Source organism: Entomomonas moraniae, from assembly GCF_003991975.1.
GTDB lineage: Bacteria > Pseudomonadota > Gammaproteobacteria > Pseudomonadales > Pseudomonadaceae > Entomomonas > Entomomonas moraniae.
Map to the genome: position 1 here is coordinate 2,788,295 of NZ_CP029822.1, position 18,210 is coordinate 2,806,504.

The 18,210-nt window shown below is 38.6% G+C and carries 15 protein-coding genes; 8 read left to right on the forward strand and 7 right to left on the reverse strand.

Translation table 11 applies throughout. The annotated features are described in order from the left end of the window. Positions 1 to 286: 286 nt before the first annotated feature. Positions 287 to 1,516 (reverse strand): phosphoglycerate dehydrogenase, encoded by a 1,230-nt coding sequence (serA, locus tag DM558_RS12955; protein ID WP_127164375.1) that lies wholly within the window; start codon positions 1,514 to 1,516, stop codon positions 287 to 289. A gap of 164 nt (positions 1,517 to 1,680) precedes the next feature. On the opposite strand from serA, the gene DM558_RS12960 reads away from it, so the two are divergent. Then, positions 1,681 to 3,072, forward strand: a complete 1,392-nt coding sequence (locus DM558_RS12960) for an FAD-binding oxidoreductase (protein WP_127164376.1) — start codon at positions 1,681 to 1,683, stop codon at positions 3,070 to 3,072. A 51-nt stretch (positions 3,073 to 3,123) separates the two neighbouring features. On the opposite strand, the gene DM558_RS12965 is transcribed toward DM558_RS12960, so the two are convergent. From DM558_RS12965 to DM558_RS12985, 5 genes are all read right to left on the reverse strand, one after another. Next, positions 3,124 to 3,816: an aspartate/glutamate racemase family protein gene (locus DM558_RS12965; protein WP_127164377.1), complete on the reverse strand. Its 693-nt coding sequence runs from the start codon at positions 3,814 to 3,816 to the stop codon at positions 3,124 to 3,126. Between the two features lie 57 nt (positions 3,817 to 3,873). Then, positions 3,874 to 4,320 (reverse strand): phosphate-starvation-inducible protein PsiE, encoded by a 447-nt coding sequence (locus DM558_RS12970; protein ID WP_127164378.1) that lies wholly within the window; start codon positions 4,318 to 4,320, stop codon positions 3,874 to 3,876. A gap of 153 nt (positions 4,321 to 4,473) precedes the next feature. After that, positions 4,474 to 5,763 carry a phosphopyruvate hydratase gene (gene eno / locus DM558_RS12975; RefSeq protein WP_127164379.1) on the reverse strand — a complete coding sequence of 430 codons (1,290 nt, stop codon included), beginning with the start codon at positions 5,761 to 5,763 and terminating at the stop codon, positions 4,474 to 4,476. Positions 5,764 to 5,793: 30 nt separating this feature from the next. Further along, positions 5,794 to 6,639: a 3-deoxy-8-phosphooctulonate synthase gene (gene kdsA, locus DM558_RS12980; RefSeq protein WP_127164380.1), complete on the reverse strand. Its 846-nt coding sequence runs from the start codon at positions 6,637 to 6,639 to the stop codon at positions 5,794 to 5,796. A gap of 1 nt (position 6,640) precedes the next feature. Beyond that, positions 6,641 to 8,272 carry a CTP synthase gene (locus DM558_RS12985; RefSeq protein ID WP_127164381.1) on the reverse strand — a complete coding sequence of 544 codons (1,632 nt, stop codon included), beginning with the start codon at positions 8,270 to 8,272 and terminating at the stop codon, positions 6,641 to 6,643. A gap of 298 nt (positions 8,273 to 8,570) precedes the next feature. Here DM558_RS12985 and grpE point away from each other — a divergent pair, with 298 nt between their 5' ends. The 6 genes from grpE to DM558_RS13015 all read left to right on the forward strand — a co-directional run bounded on the left by grpE (position 8,571) and on the right by DM558_RS13015 (position 14,938). Then, on the forward strand, positions 8,571 to 9,116 hold the full coding sequence (grpE, locus tag DM558_RS12990) for a nucleotide exchange factor GrpE (protein ID WP_127164382.1): 546 nt from the start codon (positions 8,571 to 8,573) through the stop codon (positions 9,114 to 9,116). Between the two features lie 130 nt (positions 9,117 to 9,246). Beyond that, positions 9,247 to 11,166 carry a molecular chaperone DnaK gene (gene dnaK, locus DM558_RS12995; RefSeq protein ID WP_127164383.1) on the forward strand — a complete coding sequence of 640 codons (1,920 nt, stop codon included), beginning with the start codon at positions 9,247 to 9,249 and terminating at the stop codon, positions 11,164 to 11,166. Positions 11,167 to 11,357: 191 nt separating this feature from the next. Then, complete coding sequence (gene dnaJ, locus DM558_RS13000) at positions 11,358 to 12,485, forward strand: molecular chaperone DnaJ (protein WP_127164384.1); 1,128 nt, start codon at positions 11,358 to 11,360, stop codon at positions 12,483 to 12,485. Between the two features lie 10 nt (positions 12,486 to 12,495). Continuing rightward, on the forward strand, positions 12,496 to 13,299 hold the full coding sequence (gene dapB, locus DM558_RS13005) for a 4-hydroxy-tetrahydrodipicolinate reductase (protein ID WP_127164385.1): 804 nt from the start codon (positions 12,496 to 12,498) through the stop codon (positions 13,297 to 13,299). Between the two features lie 23 nt (positions 13,300 to 13,322). Beyond that, on the forward strand, positions 13,323 to 14,387 hold the full coding sequence (hemE, locus tag DM558_RS13010; RefSeq protein ID WP_127164386.1) for a uroporphyrinogen decarboxylase: 1,065 nt from the start codon (positions 13,323 to 13,325) through the stop codon (positions 14,385 to 14,387). After that, on the forward strand, positions 14,387 to 14,938 hold the full coding sequence (locus tag DM558_RS13015; RefSeq protein ID WP_127164387.1) for an L-threonylcarbamoyladenylate synthase: 552 nt from the start codon (positions 14,387 to 14,389) through the stop codon (positions 14,936 to 14,938). Before hemE ends, DM558_RS13015 begins: the two co-directional genes overlap by 1 nt. 102 nt (positions 14,939 to 15,040) lie before the next feature. Here DM558_RS13015 and DM558_RS13020 read toward each other — a convergent pair whose 3' ends face one another. Continuing rightward, entirely contained in the window at positions 15,041 to 15,637 is a 597-nt protein-coding gene (locus tag DM558_RS13020) for an AlgP family protein (RefSeq protein WP_127164388.1), read from the reverse strand. Positions 15,638 to 15,894: 257 nt separating this feature from the next. Between DM558_RS13020 and mrcB the strand changes: the two genes are divergently transcribed. Further along, positions 15,895 to 18,201, forward strand: a complete 2,307-nt coding sequence (mrcB, locus tag DM558_RS13025; protein ID WP_127164389.1) for a penicillin-binding protein 1B — start codon at positions 15,895 to 15,897, stop codon at positions 18,199 to 18,201. Positions 18,202 to 18,210: the final 9 nt, after the last annotated feature.

Here is an 18,210-nt window from a genome sequence, read left to right on the forward strand (position 1 = left end):
TGGTTATTAACTAATATATAGTTAGCAAGTGAGCTGTAAATCATTTAGTTTATTTAACTCGATATATCATATCTTATATAACGTTTTCTTAATTGTCGTTTCATATCTACCGCAATATAATTCGTTCTTCTATAACTAATTAAAAAGATCTAGCCTATGTGGTTTACATAAGATCAGATACTTTATTGGTTTAGTAGATTTTTGTTAGATATATTTTATATCTACTTTAGGCGTTATAAATAGTGGTTTGTATTATATACGCCCCACCATTAAATTGAATATCAAATTAAAAAAGTACTCGGCAACGAATAGTGCCTTTCACTTGTTGTAATTTTTCTTGAGCAAGTTCTGAGGATTTAGCGTCGAGATCTATAACGACATAACCAACTTTTTCATTAGTTTGTAAGTATTGTCCTCTTACATTAATATTATTATCAGAAAATACTTTATTAATCTCACTCATTACACCAGGGATATTTTGATGCACGTGAAGGATTCTGTGAATATTGCTCTGAGATGGGAGTGCAACCTCAGGGAAGTTCACCGCTGTAATAGACGAACCATTATCGCTGTACTTGATAAGTTTTTCTGCAACTTCAACACCAATATTGCGTTGCGCTTCCATTGTTGAACCACCTATGTGAGGTGTTAAGATCACATTATCTAAACCGCGTAATGGGCTCTGGAACTCATCTTTATTACTGCGTGGTTCAACAGGGAATACATCAATAGCCGCACCGCTTAGGTGCTCATCTTTAATTGCATCTGCTAATGGTTCAATTTCAACAACAGTACCACGAGAGGCATTAATTAAAATACCACCTTTTTTCATTTGACGGATTTCTTTTTCACCAATCATCCACTTGGTAGAAGGAAGTTCTGGTACATGGAGCGTGACAATGTCGGCTGTAGCTAGAAGTTCTTGTAAGCTTTCAACAGGATGTGCATTACCTAATGATAGTTTATTAACCACATCATAAAAAATAACATGCATACCTAAGTTTTCAGCAAGGATAGACAGTTGTGTACCGATAGAACCGTAGCCGACAATCCCGAGGGTTTTACCTCTGATTTCAAAAGAATTGGTTGCAGATTTTAACCAACCACCACGGTGGCACCCCATGTTTTTGGCTGGTATTCCACGGAGCAATAAAATAGCTTCAGCTAAAACGAGCTCAGCAACTGAGCGTGTATTTGAATATGGCGCGTTAAATACAACAATGCCTCTTTCACAGGCGGCTTGTAGGTCAACTTGGTTAGTTCCAATACAGAAACAACCAACGGCAATTAATTTCTTTGCGCAGTCAAAGACTTCGGCGGTTAAATGTGTTCTAGAGCGAATACCAATAAAATGAGCATCAGCAATTTTTTGCTTTAACTCTTCTTCAGGGATTGATCCAGAAATAGCTTCTATATTTTCATAGCCCGCTGCTTTTAAAGTATCGATAGCAGATTGGTGAATACCTTCAAGCAGAAGGAATTTAATTTTACTTTTATCTAAAGAAGTTTTGCTCATTGTATTCTGTCCATTTTATTAAAAATCACAAATAATAGTGTTAAGTTTAAACTTTAATAATAAAGGGTGTGTGAAATAGTTCAACTATGCTAGCATATTCTAAAGCACGTAAGAACTGGATATTTTATCAAGTTCTGTATGAATTTTTTGAGAGATTAAGAAAAATGACAAATAAGCTCCTTTTAGAATCATTACAAAAATTGATTGAGCCTAGTAAGATGTTAACGGACACTGAGTCCCTTGAAGCCTATGGTAAAGACTGGACTAAAATTTATACGCCTAATCCGATGGCAATTGTTTTTCCTAAAACGACTGAAGAAGTTCAAGCCATTGTGCAGTGGGCAAATGAGCATAAGGTGGGGCTTGTTCCGTCTGGTGGTCGTACTGGTCTTTCGGGGGCTGCGGTAGCCACTAATCAAGAAGTGGTGGTGTCATTTGATTACATGAATAAAATAATAGGTTTCAATGAAATTGACCGAGAAGTCATTTGTCAGCCGGGTCTGATAACGGAGCAATTGCAAAATTTTGCAGAGGACAATGGTTTATATTACCCAGTGGATTTTGCCTCAGTGGGCTCTAGTCAAATAGGTGGTAACATTGCAACCAATGCGGGTGGCATTAAAGTTATTCGTTATGGTATGACACGCAACTGGGTTGTAGGTCTAAAGGTTGTCACAGGTAAAGGCGATTTACTAGATTTAAATAAAGGGCTAATTAAAAATGCAACAGGTTACGATTTCCGCAATCTTTTTATCGGTGCAGAAGGAACACTCGGTTTTATTGTAGAGGCAACAATTAAGCTAGAACGTAAGCCAAATAATTTAACAGCACTTGTTTTAGCAACACCTGATTTTGAATCGATCATGTCTTTATTGCATGCATTTCAAAGTAAGTTAGACTTGACAGCTTTTGAGTTTTTTTCAGACCGTTGTTTAGAAAAGATTTTAGATCGTGGTGATATTCCTGCGCCACTTGATGATCGTTACCCATTTTATGCATTGATTGAGTTTGAAGCACTCACTGAAACGATAAAAGATGAAGCATTAGCCATTTTTGAAAATTGTATGGAGCAAGGTTGGGTCGTTGATGGGGTGATTAGTCAAAGCGAGCAACAATTAAAAAACTTATGGCGCTTACGTGAGGATATTTCAGAAACTATAGCACCCTTTACACCCTATAAAAATGATTTATCAGTGACTATCAGTAAAGTACCAAGTTTTTTAGCGGATATTGATGAGGTGGTTAAAGCTGATTATCCTGATTTTGATGTGCTTTGGTATGGTCATATTGGTGACGGTAATTTGCATTTAAATATTTTAAAACCACAAAATCTTGCTAAAGAAGAGTTTTTTGCAAAATGTGCCACTGTAAATAAAGATGTGTTTGAGATAGTTAAAAAATATAATGGTTCTGTTTCTGCAGAGCATGGAGTGGGCTTAGTTAAGCGAGATTATTTAGAGTATAGTCGCTCAGCTGTAGAGATAGATTACATGCGTTCGGTAAAAGCGGTATTTGATCCTAATAATATCATGAATCCTGGAAAGATATTTAAATAACATTTTATATGCCACCTTGCTTTTAGCTTATCTGAAGGTGGCTTAAATTGCCTAAGTTAATGCCAATGTGACAGCTTTTTCTGCATGAATAAGTGTTGTATCAAATAAGGGGATAGATGTGTCAGATTGTTTTATTAACATGCCTATTTCAGTACAGCCTAAAATAATTGCCTGTGCCCCATTTTCAACAAGCTTATCAATAATGGATAGATAAGTTTCTTTTGAAGATTGCCTTATAATTCCAGAGCAAAGTTCGTCATAGATGATAGTATGCACTCTCTTTCTATCTGCTGAGTCAGGTGTAATAACATGCAAGCCGTATTGATCTATAAGCCGTTTTTTGTAAAAGTCTTTCTCCATTGTAAATGCAGTGCCTAACAACCCTACTTGTGTAATCCCTTTGTTCAATAATGCATCACCTGTTGCATCAGCAATATGGATAATGGGGATTTGGATATTGTGGGCAATCGTATCGGCAACAATATGCATGGTATTTGTACAAATAAGTAAAAAGTCAACTCCCGCCTTCTCTATATTTTGAGCTGCATCTGTTAATAACTGCCCAGCCTTTTGCCAGTTTCCTTGCTGTTGTAAGATTTCGATTTCGGCAAAATCGACACTGTATAAGACGAGTTTGGCTGAGTGTAAACCGCCTAGTTGTTCTTTGATTTTTGTGTTTATCAAACGATAATAATCGGTGGTGCTTTCCCAGCTCATTCCACCGAGTAAACCAATAGTTTTCATGGAGTCAAATCCTTCTTTCTATTAAAAAATATACAATATTTACTGAGCGTCTTGTGATTATTTACTTTCATCCTCTTCTTTCACATGAAAGCGGGATGAAGCGATACGCACAATTAAGACGGCGATAGATAATAACAAAATAGCCCCGCAGACCTGAATAATACCCCAGCTCGGTTTATGGTTATGGGAGATATCAGAAATCAATAAACGAGTAAGTGCGGTGATAGAAACATAAATAAGAAAACGTACAGGCATTCGCTTAGTTTTAAAGTAAATACCAACCATGGCACCTAGCTCAAGGTATATAAAGAGCATTAAAATACCATCAACTAGCTCTTTATGCGCTGTGAAAATACTTAAGAACTCTTGTAGTGCTGCCCAAGCAATAATGGCACCCACTGCAAACAGAGCAATATAATGAAATACTTCAACAAATAAATTACCGAGAGAGTCTGCTTGCTTATTAAAAGCTTCTCTAAATAGGTCTATTTTATTTTTAGACATTGTTATTTTACCTAACATAATTTTAAGTGCAGGAGTCTGTATTATAGCGGGTTTAATAACGATGGGAGTAAATAAAGTGATGATTAATTTTTTATATTAAGAATTTTAAAGTAGACATTGCAGGATGATTTCACCCTGCAATGGGGATGGTATTTATCGAGTAAACTCTTTGCGTCCATTGTAAGGAGCTTTATCACCTAGAATTTCTTCGATACGAAGGAGTTGGTTGTATTTGGCCATACGGTCACTGCGGCAGAGAGAACCTGTTTTAATTTGCCCAGCGGCAGTTCCAACAGCTAAATCAGCAATAGTTGCATCTTCTGTTTCGCCGCTTCGATGAGAAATAACAGCGGTATAACCTGCTTTTTTAGCCATTCTAATGGCTTCAAGTGTTTCCGTTAATGAGCCAATTTGATTGAACTTAATCAGAATCGAATTAGCGATTCCCTTTTCGATTCCTTCTCTGAGAATTTTAGTATTGGTCACAAAAAGATCATCACCTACGAGTTGCGTTTTCTTTCCTATTTTATCAGTTAATACTTTCCAACCGTCCCAGTCTGACTCATCCATCCCATCTTCGATGGAAATAATGGGGTATAAGTTAGTTAAGTTATCTAAATAATCAGCAAACTCCGCAGAGGTGAAAGATTTATCTTCACCACTTAAAACATATTTTCCATCTTTATAAAACTCACTGGAAGCACAGTCTAGAGCGAGTGTTACGTCTTCGCCTAGCTTGTAACCTGCTTTTGCTACTGCTGCAACAATAGCTGCCAATGCCGCTTCATTGGATGAGAAATCAGGTGCAAATCCACCTTCATCACCAACGGCGGTGTTGAGTTTACGTTCTTTTAAGATAGCCTTTAAATTATGAAAAATTTCAGCGCCCATTCTGAGTGCCTCTGCAAAAGTCGGTGCACTCACAGGTTGAATCATAAATTCTTGAATATCAACATTATTATCAGCATGCTCACCGCCATTAATAATATTCATCATAGGAACAGGCATGCTGTATTGTTTTGGTGTGCCATTCAAATTAGAAATGTGCTCATACAAAGGGATCCCTTCTGATAGAGCTGCTGCTTTTGCAGTGGCTAAAGACACGGCTAAAATAGCATTTGCACCTAAGTTTTCTTTGTTGTCTGTACCATCTAAATCAATCATGACTTGATCAATTTCAGCCTGTTTTACAGGATCTTTGCCAATGAGTGCGGTACGAATGGGATCGTTAATATTAGCAACTGCTTTTAGCACGCCTTTCCCTAAATAACGGGCTTTATCTCCGTCGCGAAGCTCTAATGCCTCACGAGAACCTGTGGAAGCACCAGAAGGAGAACAGGCACGACCAATAATACCATTATCAAGTATTACATCTGCTTCGACTGTAGGGTTGCCGCGAGAATCTAAAATTTCACGACCTTTGATTTCAATAATTTTTGCCATTATTACTCCAAAATACAGCCGTATAGGCCATTAAGCGGTTTGCACAGGAGGAAACGATTTAATTAAATCATCCAGTTGTTTTAGTTGAGTTAAAAAAGGTTCAAGCTTATCTAACGGTAAGGCACAAGGACCATCACATTTTGCGTGATCAGGATCAGGATGAGCTTCTAAAAATAAGCCAGCTAACCCTTGGCTTAGACCTGCTTTAGCTAAGTCCGTCACTTGTGCTCTACGCCCACCGGCTGAATCTGATCTGCCACCGGGCATTTGTAATGCATGAGTCACATCAAAGAAGACAGGGTATTCAAATGCTTTCATAATGCCAAAGCCTAACATGTCTACCACTAAGTTGTTATAGCCAAAACTGGTTCCGCGTTCGCATAGAATTAGTTGATCATTACCTGCTTCTAAACATTTATTAAGAATATGCTTCATTTCTTGTGGAGCTAAAAACTGTGCTTTCTTTATATTAATAACCGCATTGGTTTTAGCCATGGCTATCACAAGGTCTGTTTGTCGTGACAGAAAGGCAGGGAGTTGTATTATCTCGCAAACCTCTGCTACAGGTGCCGCTTGTTCTGGCTCATGAACATCTGTTATTACAGGAACATCAAATGTTTTTTTAATTTCTTCAAAAATTTTTAAACCTTCATCTAAGCCGGGCCCTCTAAATGAGTTGATAGAAGAGCGATTGGCTTTGTCAAAACTGGCTTTAAAAACATAAGGGATCTGGAGTTTATCTGTGACCTTTTTATAGTATTCGCAGATAGTAAGTGCCAGATCGCGAGATTCAAGCACATTCATTCCACCAAATAAAACAAAGGGTTTATCATTGGCAATGTCGATGTTTTTAACACGAATAGTTCTTTGAGTCATATTAGCCCTTTAATTCATGTTGTTTAATTGCTGCTTTGATAAAACCACTGAATAGTGGATGCCCATCACGAGGTGTTGATGTAAACTCAGGATGGAATTGGCAAGCGACAAACCAAGGATGATCAGGAACCTCAATAACCTCTACAAGTGCACCATCTTCTGAGCGCCCCGTTACTTTTAAACCCGCATTCGTGAGTTGCGACAACAAATTGTTGTTCACTTCGTAACGGTGACGATGACGCTCTCTGATCATATCGCTTTGGTAGCAATTGTATATGGAGGAATCTGCCGCCAATTTACAATTTTGTCCACCTAAGCGCATCGTTCCGCCAAGGTCTGATGTTTCAGAGCGCTTCTCGGTTGAGCCTGTTGCATCTTGCCATTCAGTGATTAAGCCGACAACAGGGTATGGGGTGATTTTGTCAAACTCAGTTGAGTTAGCTTTTTCCATTCCCACAACATGGCGTGCAAACTCAATAACAGCCACTTGCATACCTAAGCAAATACCCAGATAAGGTATTTTATTTTCTCGAGCGTATTGAACTGTCTTAATCTTGCCCTCTACACCTCGTAAACCAAATCCACCTGGCACTAAGATGGCATCTACACCCGCGAGTAATTCCGTACCTTTTCCTTCAATATCTTCTGAGTCAATATAGCGGAGATTGATCTTTGTACGGTTTTGGATTCCCGCATGGGAGAGCGCTTCAATAATTGATTTATAAGCATCTAACAGCTCCATGTATTTACCCACCATGGCAACTGTTACTTCTTTCTCTGGGTTGAGTTTCGCATCAACGACGCGATCCCATTCAGAAAGATTGGCAGGATCACATTCTAGCCCAAAGCGTTCCACGACGAAGTCATCAAGCCCTTGTTTGTGAAGAATAGAGGGGATTTTATAAATAGTATCGGCATCTTCAAGCGAAATAACGGCTCTTTCTTCGACGTTAGTAAATAAAGCAATTTTACGACGTGAAGAGAAGTCTATGGAGTGATCTGAGCGACAAATTAAAATATCTGGCTGCAAACCGATTGAGCGTAGCTCTTTTACAGAGTGTTGTGTAGGTTTTGTTTTTGTTTCGCCTGCTGTCGCAATATAAGGAACTAATGTTAAATGCATTAACATAGCACGCTTAGCACCAACTTCTACACGTAATTGACGGATAGCTTCTAAGAACGGTTGTGACTCGATGTCACCCACTGTTCCTCCAATTTCTACCATTGCGATATCAGCATCACCAGCACCTTTAATAATACGGTATTTAATTTCATCGGTAATATGAGGGATGACTTGAATGGTTGCTCCTAAGTAATCACCACGGCGTTCTTTGCGTAATACATCCGCATACACACGGCCTGTGGTAAAGTTATTATTTTGTGACATTGTGGTACGAACAAAGCGTTCATAATGCCCTAAGTCAAGGTCTGTTTCAGCACCGTCATCTGTGACAAACACCTCGCCATGCTGAAAAGGGCTCATGGTGCCGGGGTCAACATTAATATAAGGATCAAGTTTAAGGAGAGTAACTTTAAGGCCGCGAGCCTCTAGTATAGCGGCTAAAGAAGCAGAAGCTATGCCTTTACCCAATGAAGAAACAACACCGCCTGTGACGAAGATATAATGCGTCATGAGAAATCCTAGCATCAATGAAGGTTGATAAATAACCTAAAATAGCAATATATAACCAAAATCTAATTTATTTCAATAAGATAAAGAAATGTGTAAAGGACTTTTGGGTTGAATTGCTTTAAATTTAAGACGGGATAATAGTCTACCTTAATGTTGCTTGTCCGTCCATGATTTATACTCAATAGAGTCGTTTTATCATAAAAAAGTATATTTCTACTTGAAAGTAAAAAAAAATCCCCCATATTTGTTAGCAGTTAAAGTTTGTTTGGATTTTAGCAAGTTCTAGAAGGAGAAACCTATGAGCGAAGAGCAAAAGCAAGCGGCAGAATCAAATGATATTGAGAATACAGAAGAGCAAAAACTAACGAATGAGCAATGTGGTGAAAGTGCTAGAGTTGCAGAGTTAGAGTCAGAATTAGAAGAAGCAAAAAATCAAGTATTACGTGCAGCGGCTGAAGTGCAAAATATGCGTCGTCGTGTTGAGCAGGATATTGAAAAAGCACATAAGTTTGCTTTAGAAAAATTTGCCTCTGATTTATTGCCTGTATTAGACAGCCTAGAGCGAGGTATTGAGGTTTCAGTAGGTGATCATGATTCAGTTGCTGCGATTCGTGAAGGAATGGAGTTAACACTAAAAGTTTTTAAAGATACATTGAAGCGCTTCAATATTGAAGAAGTTAACCCAGAGGGAGAGCCTTTTAACCCTGATACACAACAGGCTATGGCAATGGAACCTAGTGAGAATGTTGAACCAAATACAGTGCTGAAGGTTTTTCAAAAAGGTTATCTGATTAATGGAAGATTATTACGCCCTGCAATGGTTGTTGTGAGTAAAGCGCCTTAAAAAATATATAAAAAGGGCTTGAAATTTACTAAAACGCCCTTATTTATTTAGCAAGCTTAATGTTTAAATATATAAATACGAATTAATTGAAACAACGTTCAACGTTATTTTAGTTTCAGGAGAGTTATAAATGGGTAAAATTATTGGTATAGACTTAGGAACAACGAATTCCTGTGTGTCTGTTTTAGAAAATGGTGTTGCTAAAGTTATTGAAAACTCAGAGGGTGCACGTACTACACCTTCAGTTATTGCTTACACAAAAGATGGCGAAATTTTAGTGGGTCAATCTGCTAAACGTCAAGCAGTAACTAACCCACATAATACATTGTACGCAGTTAAACGTTTAATCGGTCGTAAATTCGATGAAAGTGTTGTACAAAAAGATATCAGCTTAGTGCCTTATAAAATTGTCAAAGCGGACAATGGTGATGCATGGGTTGAGGTGAATGGCCAAAAAATGGCACCGCCACAAATTTCTGCTGAAGTGTTAAAGAAAATGAAGAAAACAGCAGAAGATTATCTAGGTGAGGCTGTTACTGAGGCGGTAATTACTGTACCTGCTTATTTTAATGATAGCCAACGTCAAGCAACTAAAGATGCAGGTAAAATTGCTGGTTTAGAGGTTAAACGTATCATTAATGAACCAACAGCGGCTGCGCTCGCTTATGGTATGGATAAATCTAAAGGCGATCACACAATTATTGTATATGACTTAGGTGGTGGTACCTTCGACGTTTCTGTGATCGAAATTGCTGAGGTTGACGGTGAACATCAATTTGAAGTATTGGCGACTAATGGTGATACTTTCTTAGGTGGTGAAGACTTTGACTTACGCTTGATCGACTACTTAGCTGATGAGTTCAAAAAAGAAAATGGCATGGATCTAAAAGGCGATCCACTAGCAATGCAACGTTTAAAAGAAGCTGCGGAAAAAGCTAAGATTGAGCTTTCATCTAGCCAACAAACAGATGTTAACTTACCTTACATTACAGCAGACCAAACAGGTCCTAAGCACTTAAATGTAAAAGTAACACGTGCCAAATTAGAAGCATTGGTAGAAGATTTAGTTGCTCGTACGATAGAACCTTGTAAAATAGCATTAAAAGATGCAGGTCTTGATGCAAGCAAAATCGATGAGGTCATCCTTGTGGGTGGTCAAACTCGCATGCCTTTAGTACAACAAAAAGTAACTGAGTTCTTTGGTAAAGAGCCTCGTCGTGATGTTAACCCTGATGAAGCTGTTGCTATGGGTGCGGCTATTCAAGGTGCTGTATTATCAGGCGATGTTAAGGACGTATTATTATTAGACGTTACACCATTAACCCTTGGTATCGAAACAATGGGTGGCGTAATGACTCCGTTAATTGATAAGAATACAACGATTCCTACTAAGAAATCACAAGTATTCTCTACCGCGGATGATAACCAAAACGCAGTAACGATTCATGTATTACAAGGTGAGCGTAAACAAGCGGCTCAAAATAAGACCTTAGGTCGTTTTGATTTGGCAGATATTCCACCTGCGCCACGTGGTGTGCCACAAATTGAAGTAACATTTGATATTGATGCTAATGGTATTTTAAACGTATCGGCAAAAGATAAGGCAACCGGTAAACAACAATCAATCGTGATCAAGGCAAACTCTGGTTTGTCAGATGATGAGATTGAGAAGATGGTACGTGATGCTGAGGCTAATGCTGAGGAAGATCGTAAGTTTGAAGAGCTTGTAACGGCACGTAACTTGGGTGATCAAACAGCGCATGCGGCTCGTAAAATGATTACTGATTTAGGTGATAAAGTAACAGCTGATGAAAAAGCGGCTATCGAAAAAGCGATTGCTGATGTTGAAGAAGCTGTAAAAGGTGACAGCAAAGATGATATTGAAGCGAAAGTAAAAGCTTTAAATGATGTAACTGCACCTGTTGCACAAAAAGCTTATGCTGACCAAGCACAAGGTCAAGCACATGATGCCGGCGCTGACCAAAGTAAACAAGGCGATGATGTGTTAGATGCTGAGTTTGAAGAAGTTAAAGATAATAAAGATAAGTAATTCATAGGAGTTATCTTTAGAGTGTGATGCAAACGCGGGTAGTTTATTACTTTCCCGCGTTTGTTTATTTATGAAGGGATCATTTGTCTTTTCACAAAAGTAGTTATTTGATTCCTTTTTAAGGGTAAATCATCTAATCTGTTAGACTTTTATTTATTAAGTGTTGTTTAGGGGTATTAGGTAAAGAGGTTATGGCAAAGCGCGATTACTATGAAGTTCTCGGAGTGGAAAGAACGGTTACAGAAGTAGAGTTAAAAAAAGCATACCGTCGAGTAGCGATGAAATATCATCCTGACCGTAATCCGGACAATAAAGAAGCAGAAGAAAAATTTAAAGAAGCCAACGAAGCTTATGAGATTTTATCCGATAACCAAAAGCGTAGCGCTTATGATCAGTATGGTCATGCTGGTGTTGACCCACAAATGGGTGGCGGTGGTTTTGGTGGTGGAGCTGGTTTCTCAGATATTTTTGATATGTTTGGTGATATCTTTGGTGATACTGGCGGGCGACGTGGACGCAGTGGAGCCCAGAGAGGGCATGATTTACGTTACACATTAGATCTTACCTTAGAAGAAGCGGTAAAAGGCAAAGAAGTTACCATCAAGGTTCCTACCTATGTGGGCTGTAAAACATGTAATGGCTCTGGCGCTAAAGCAGGTTCAACACCAGAAACTTGTAAAACGTGCGGCGGTCATGGTCAAGTAAGAATGCAAGCAGGCTTTTTCTCAGTACAACAAGCATGCCCAGATTGTCATGGCTCAGGTAAAGTGATTAAAGATCCATGCCCAGATTGTCATGGAGAAGGTCGAGTACAAGAAACAAAAACATTGTCTGTCAAAGTGCCCGAAGGTGTGGATACTGGCGATAAAATACGCTTGTCAGGCGAGGGTGAAGCAGGTTCTATGGGTGGCCCAGCCGGTGACTTGTATGTTGTGATCAATGTTAAAAAACATAGTATCTTCCAGCGCGATGGCCGAGATTTATATTGCGAAGTTCCTATTAGCTTTCCTGATGCAGCCTTAGGTGCCGAATTAGAAGTGCCTACATTAGATGGGCGTGTCAAATTAAAAATACCAGAAGGTACCCAAACAGGTAAAATTTTCCGTTTACGTGGTAAGGGCATAAAGCCTGTGCGAGGGGGTTCTGTTGGTGATTTGTTGTGCAAGGTAATTATCGAAACTCCTGTGAAACTTGATAAAGAGCAACGAGAGTTACTTGAAAAACTACGTGAAACAATTGACGGTTCCGCACATCAAACACCACAAGCTACAGGATGGTTTGAGAGCGTGAAAAGTTTTTTTGAAAGTTTTAAATCCTAAGGTATAGATTATGTTACGTATTGCTGTCATCGGCGCCGCTGGGCGAATGGGTAAAAATTTAGTTGAGGTTATTTGCCAAAATGATAAGACTACACTAGGCGCAGCAATTGTTGAGTCTACTAGCTCATTGATAGGTGTAGATGCTGGAGAGCTTGTCGGATTGGGGAAGGTGGGGATTGTTATTGATAGTTCATTAGAGCATCAGCTAGATAATTTTGATGTATTGATAGACTTTACTCATCCCTCAGTCACGATGAATAACCTTGCCCTTTGTGTAAAGGCTAAAAAGGCAATTGTTATTGGAACGACAGGTTTTTCTGAAACACAGAAACAACAAATAGCCGAAGCATCTAAGCAAATTCCCATTGTATTTTCAGCCAATTACAGTATTGGTATTAATCTGTGTTTTAAGCTTTTAGATATGGCGGCACAAGTGTTGGGTGATGATGTAGATATCGAGGTTTTAGAGGCACATCATCGTAACAAAGTAGATGCTCCATCCGGTACAGCATTACGTATGGGTGAAGTAGTTGCTAATGCGCTAGGTAGAGATTTAAACAAAGTCGCTGTTTATGGCAGAGAAGGGCAGACAGGTGTACGTGACCGTGAAACAATAGGCTTTGCAACCGTGCGTGCAGGAGACATTGTGGGAGACCATACGGTATTGTTTGCTGCGGAAGGCGAGCGCGTTGAAATTACCCATAAGGCATCTAATCGTATGATCTATGCTAAGGGGGCTGTACGTTCTGCTTTATGGCTTCAAGACCAAGGAAGTGGTTTATATGATATGCAGGATGTGTTAGGGTTACGTTAGTATTTAAAATCTATTGGGTAGTTGTGATGAAATTGAAAAATGACCGCTTTTTACGCGCTTTATTGAAGCAACCCGTTGATGTAACTCCTGTTTGGATGATGCGCCAAGCAGGCCGTTATCTGCCAGAGTATCGGGCAACGCGCGAAAAAGCGGGTGACTTTATGAGTTTGTGTAAAAATGCTGAATTAGCTTGTGAAGTTACATTGCAACCACTTGAGCGTTTTCCTCTTGATGCTGCTATTTTATTTTCCGATATTTTGACGATTCCTGATGCCATGGGGCTAGGGCTTTATTTTGAGACAGGTGAAGGCCCGAGATTCAAAAAAGTTATTAATACTATGGCTGATGTTAATGCCTTGCCAATACTTGATCCTGAAAAGGATTTAGGCTATGTTATGCAGGCAGTTCGTACGATTTATAAAGAATTAAATGGCCGGGTTCCTTTGATTGGTTTTGCAGGAAGCCCGTGGACACTAGCCACTTATATGGTCGAAGGTGGTTCAAGTAAAGATTTTCGTAAAATCAAGGCTATGGCTTATGATACCCCTGAAATTGTTCATGCTTTATTAGCTAAGCTTACCCAATCCGTTATTAGCTACCTCAACGGTCAAATTTTAGCAGGTGCACAGGCTATTCAGATTTTTGATACGTGGGGGGGGAATTTAGCCTCTAATGCTTATTTAGAGTTTTCTCTTGCTTATATGCAGCAAATTGTTAATGGATTGATTAAAGAACACGAAGGTAGAACTATACCCATTATTTTATTCACAAAAAATGGTGGGCAGTGGTTAGAAGCAATGGCGAATACAGGTGCTACTGCACTAGGACTGGACTGGACATGTGACCTTGGTGAAGCAAGACTTCGTGTTGGTGAAAAAATAGCACTACAAGGCAATATGGATCCTTCTGTACTTTATGCTAATTCACAAGCCATTACTAAAGAAGTGCAAAGAATTTTAGCCTCTTATGGTAAAGGCTCTGGGCATGTGTTTAACTTGGGGCATGGTATTACGCCAGAGGTTAACCCTGATAATGCTGCTGTATTTATTAATGCAGTACACGAGCTTTCGGCGCGTTATCATTCATAATGATCAGCAAATGGCAGATTCATCATGTAGCTCATTTACTTGAGCAAGGTACGGTGGTCGCTTATCCTACTGAAGGGGTTTGGGGTATTGGCTGTGACCCTTGGAATGAGCAAGCAACATTAAAAATTTTAGCTTTAAAAAATAGATCGATTAAAAAAGGTCTTATCTTAATTGCGAGTGCTATTGAACAATTTGATTTTATTTTGCATGATTTACCAACGCAATATCGAGTTAAACTAGAGGAAAGTTGGCCAGGGCCATTCACATGGCTAGTTCCTCATCATAATAGAGTTCCTTATTGGATAACAGGGGACCACGCAACGGTAGCCTTGCGTGTAACGAATCATCCATTAGTTAAAGCATTGTGTGATTTAACGGGCCCTATTGTATCTACCTCTGCTAATCCCGCGGGGCAACCATCAGCTAAAACACGGTTAATGGTAGAAAAATATTTTTATAACACTGGGCTGACTATTTTAAATGGTCGTTTAGGTGGCGCAAAAACATCAAGTCGAATTTGTGATTTACTAACGAATAAAGTACACCGTTAAGTAAAAGATGAAAGATAATTACATCTGTTGTTTAAATGTTTAATTAATAAAGGGACTCTTAGAGTCCCTTTATTAGTTCTGTAGGATGCTAAATAGTATAATTTAAGATACCGTTTTTTTAGGTGCTGTAACTCTTGTTACAGGTCTTTTTACTGGGGTGGTTTTAGATGCTGCTGTTGCCCTAGGTTTTGATGGTGTTTTTGCAATAGGTTTTTTGGCTACGGTTCTTGACGTTTGTTTGGCAACCGCTGGTGCTGTCTTTACTGGGGCTTTTGTTGCAGTTGATGTTACTTTTGCTGCTGTAGGATTTAATAAGGTACTTACGCGCTCTTTAACCCGTGTAATGCCTTTGGCTAAATCCAAACTTTTTGTAGAGTCTTTTTTTAACGTATTAAGGTAAGTAAATAGTTTTTGTTGTTGATTTTGTAGTTTATTATGCGAGTCTTTTAATTCAATAATTGCTTTTTGTGCTTTAGCCTTAGCTTTGGCTTTGTTCGCTTCATTGGCTTTAGCAAGCTTTTCTTCTGTTTTGACTAGCTTCTCTTGTATTTTTACACGTTGTTTTTCTAGTTTAGTAAGTGCTTTTTCTGTTTCTTGCTGCGCCTCAATGCAAGCTGTTTGTAATTGGTTAACTAATGTATCACTTAGATCATGAAGTAGATGCAGAGGTGTTCTAACTGTTTTTTTTGTAGATGACATTTTACATTTTCCCTTAGCGATGAGTTGGTGCAATTTAATTCTTATTAACTAGCCTTAATATCATAGCTCAATTGGCGGTATTGTATAAGATTTTTTCTGTAGGAAATTGTTTTAAAATTAGTATTTTTAGTTAAATATTTCTAGTTAATTCTCTGTAGTGCTGGCTTATGATAGCGGGTTTGTACGCATCATTATTTGACTTGATTAGAATGATTAAAAGATTATCGGTTTATTAGATAAATCAGTATAATAGCGCCATGGAAAGATCGAAAAAAAAACGAGTAAAAAAAACTAAAAAACAATCCAGTCGTTGGCTAGTATTGTTTGGTTGGATATTTAAATTATCATTAGTCGCTATTGTTGTTATTGCACCGTATATTATTTATCTAGATGCTGTAGTTCAAGATAAGTTTTCTGGTAAGCGTTGGACAATACCCGCTAAAGTATATGCACGCCCGCTTGAATTGTATAAAGGTCAGAAACTTTCGAAAGAAGATTTTTTAACAGAGCTTAATGCTTTAGGCTATAGTTCTGTTGTGACAGTAAACAATGTTGGACAGATGCATGTGGAAGGCAATGATGTCAGTGTTTATGTTCGAGGTTTCCACTTTTATGAAGGAAAAGAACCTGCAAAACTGATTACAGTTTCTTTCTCTGGTAATACCGTTAGTCAGATTACAGATTCAAAAAATCAAAAAATTCCGCTTGTTCGCTTAGATCCAATGCTGATAGGTGGGGTTTATCCTGCCCATAATGAAGATAGAATATTGGTTAAGTTAGATCAAGTTCCCCCCTTACTTGTCCGATCCCTTGTTGCTGTTGAAGATAAACGTTTTTATAAACACCATGGTATATCCATGATAGGTATTGCACGTGCTGTTTATACAAACATTGTAAGAAAAAAATTATCTCAAGGTGGTAGTACACTGACCCAACAGCTAGTTAAAAATTTTTATTTGACCAATGAGCGTACAGTTAAGCGTAAAGCCAATGAAGCAATCATGTCCTTATTGCTTGAGATGCATTATGATAAAAATGAAATTTTAGAAGCTTATTTAAATGAAGTCTTTTTAGCGCAAGATGGGCAGCGCTCTATTCATGGATTTGGTTTAGCAAGCCAATACTTCTTTGGACAACCCATTTCTGAATTAAAACTACCACAAATCGCCTTATTAGTTGGAATGGTAAAAGGACCGTCCTATTATAATCCTCGGCGTAATCCTAAGTTGGCTACTGAGCGCCGTAATGTGGTATTGGATGTTTTAGCTGAGCAAAATATTATTTCTGCTAATGATGCAGCAAAAGCTAAAGCTGCACCTTTAGGCGTTATTCCTCAAGGACGTTTAGGGATTAGCTCATTCCCTGCTTTTATCGATTTGGTGAAACGTCAACTTCGTGAAGATTATAAAGAAGAAGATTTAACCGAAGAAGGCCTAAGAATCTTTACCAGTTTAGACCCCATTATTCAAATTAAGGCTGAGCGTGCTCTGGATGGTACATTAAAGCGTTTAGGTAATCGTGCCAATGATTTAGAAGCGGCGATGGTGATCACTAACCCATCAACAGGTGAATTACTTGGTTTAATCGGTAGTCGTGATCGTAACTATGTCGGCTTTAATCGAGCCATTGATGCGATTAGACCTATTGGTTCACAAATGAAACCTGCTGTTTATTTAACTGCATTAGAAAGTTTAAGGTACACGTTAACGACTTTTATTCAAGATGAACCTTATGCCGTTCCTTTAGCCGGTGGTAAAGAGTGGCGGCCACAAAACTTTGATCGTAAGTTTCATGGTAATATTTTCTTTTTTCAAGCATTGGCTAATTCTTTTAATGTTTCTACGGTAAGAATTGGTATGGATGTAGGCGTAGCTAATGTGTTAAAGACAATTAAGCGTTTAGGGGTAAATAATGATTATCCTGCTTATCCTGCCATGTTATTGGGTTCTGCCTCAATGACACCCATGGACGTATCCAAAATGTTTCAGACAATAGCCAATGGCGGTTATGATACAACTGTTCGCTCGATTCGTAATGTGTTAGACGCAAAAGGTAATCGACTTGGTCGTTATCCTTATGAAACACAGCAACGTTTTGATGCAGGTGCTATTTACTTGTTACAGTTCGCTATGCAACGTGTGATGAGAGAGGGAACGGGCCGTTCTGCTTATAATCAAGTACCAAGTTCGATTAATCTAGCAGGAAAAACAGGGACATCAAATGATTTAAAAGATAGCTGGTTTACTGGCTTTGGCCAAGATATATTAGCAACAGTATGGTTAGGTAAAGATGATAATAGTAATACCTCTTTAACGGGAGCATCAGGTTCATTACAAGTATGGTCTAGCTTTATGAAAGAGGCGAGACCAACTTCTTTAAATATGCCATTACCCAGTAATGTGGTTTATGCTTGGGTAGATGCTGAAACAGGTGAGGGCAGTGGTGAAGATTGCCCTAATGCAATACAGATTCCTTATATAAAAGGAACTGCTCCTGCGCCAGCTTTATCATGTAAGAGACCAGATGGGTCTACGACTGATTGGATACGTGGTTGGATAAATTAATATTAGGAT

Bases quoted from the DNA above. Each gene is read 5' to 3' on its own strand.
- serA (WP_127164375.1), bottom strand. From the start codon at position 1,516: ATGAGCAAAACTTCTTTAGATAAAAGTAAAATTAAATTCCTTCTGCTT.
- DM558_RS12960 (WP_127164376.1), top strand. From the start codon at position 1,681: ATGACAAATAAGCTCCTTTTAGAATCATTACAAAAATTGATTGAGCCT.
- DM558_RS12965 (WP_127164377.1), bottom strand. From the start codon at position 3,816: ATGAAAACTATTGGTTTACTCGGTGGAATGAGCTGGGAAAGCACCACC.
- DM558_RS12970 (WP_127164378.1), bottom strand. From the start codon at position 4,320: ATGTCTAAAAATAAAATAGACCTATTTAGAGAAGCTTTTAATAAGCAA.
- eno (WP_127164379.1), bottom strand. From the start codon at position 5,763: ATGGCAAAAATTATTGAAATCAAAGGTCGTGAAATTTTAGATTCTCGC.
- kdsA (WP_127164380.1), bottom strand. From the start codon at position 6,639: ATGACTCAAAGAACTATTCGTGTTAAAAACATCGACATTGCCAATGAT.
- DM558_RS12985 (WP_127164381.1), bottom strand. From the start codon at position 8,272: ATGACGCATTATATCTTCGTCACAGGCGGTGTTGTTTCTTCATTGGGT.
- grpE (WP_127164382.1), top strand. From the start codon at position 8,571: ATGAGCGAAGAGCAAAAGCAAGCGGCAGAATCAAATGATATTGAGAAT.
- dnaK (WP_127164383.1), top strand. From the start codon at position 9,247: ATGGGTAAAATTATTGGTATAGACTTAGGAACAACGAATTCCTGTGTG.
- dnaJ (WP_127164384.1), top strand. From the start codon at position 11,358: ATGGCAAAGCGCGATTACTATGAAGTTCTCGGAGTGGAAAGAACGGTT.
- dapB (WP_127164385.1), top strand. From the start codon at position 12,496: ATGTTACGTATTGCTGTCATCGGCGCCGCTGGGCGAATGGGTAAAAAT.
- DM558_RS13015 (WP_127164387.1), top strand. From the start codon at position 14,387: ATGATCAGCAAATGGCAGATTCATCATGTAGCTCATTTACTTGAGCAA.
- DM558_RS13020 (WP_127164388.1), bottom strand. From the start codon at position 15,637: ATGTCATCTACAAAAAAAACAGTTAGAACACCTCTGCATCTACTTCAT.
- mrcB (WP_127164389.1), top strand. From the start codon at position 15,895: ATGGAAAGATCGAAAAAAAAACGAGTAAAAAAAACTAAAAAACAATCC.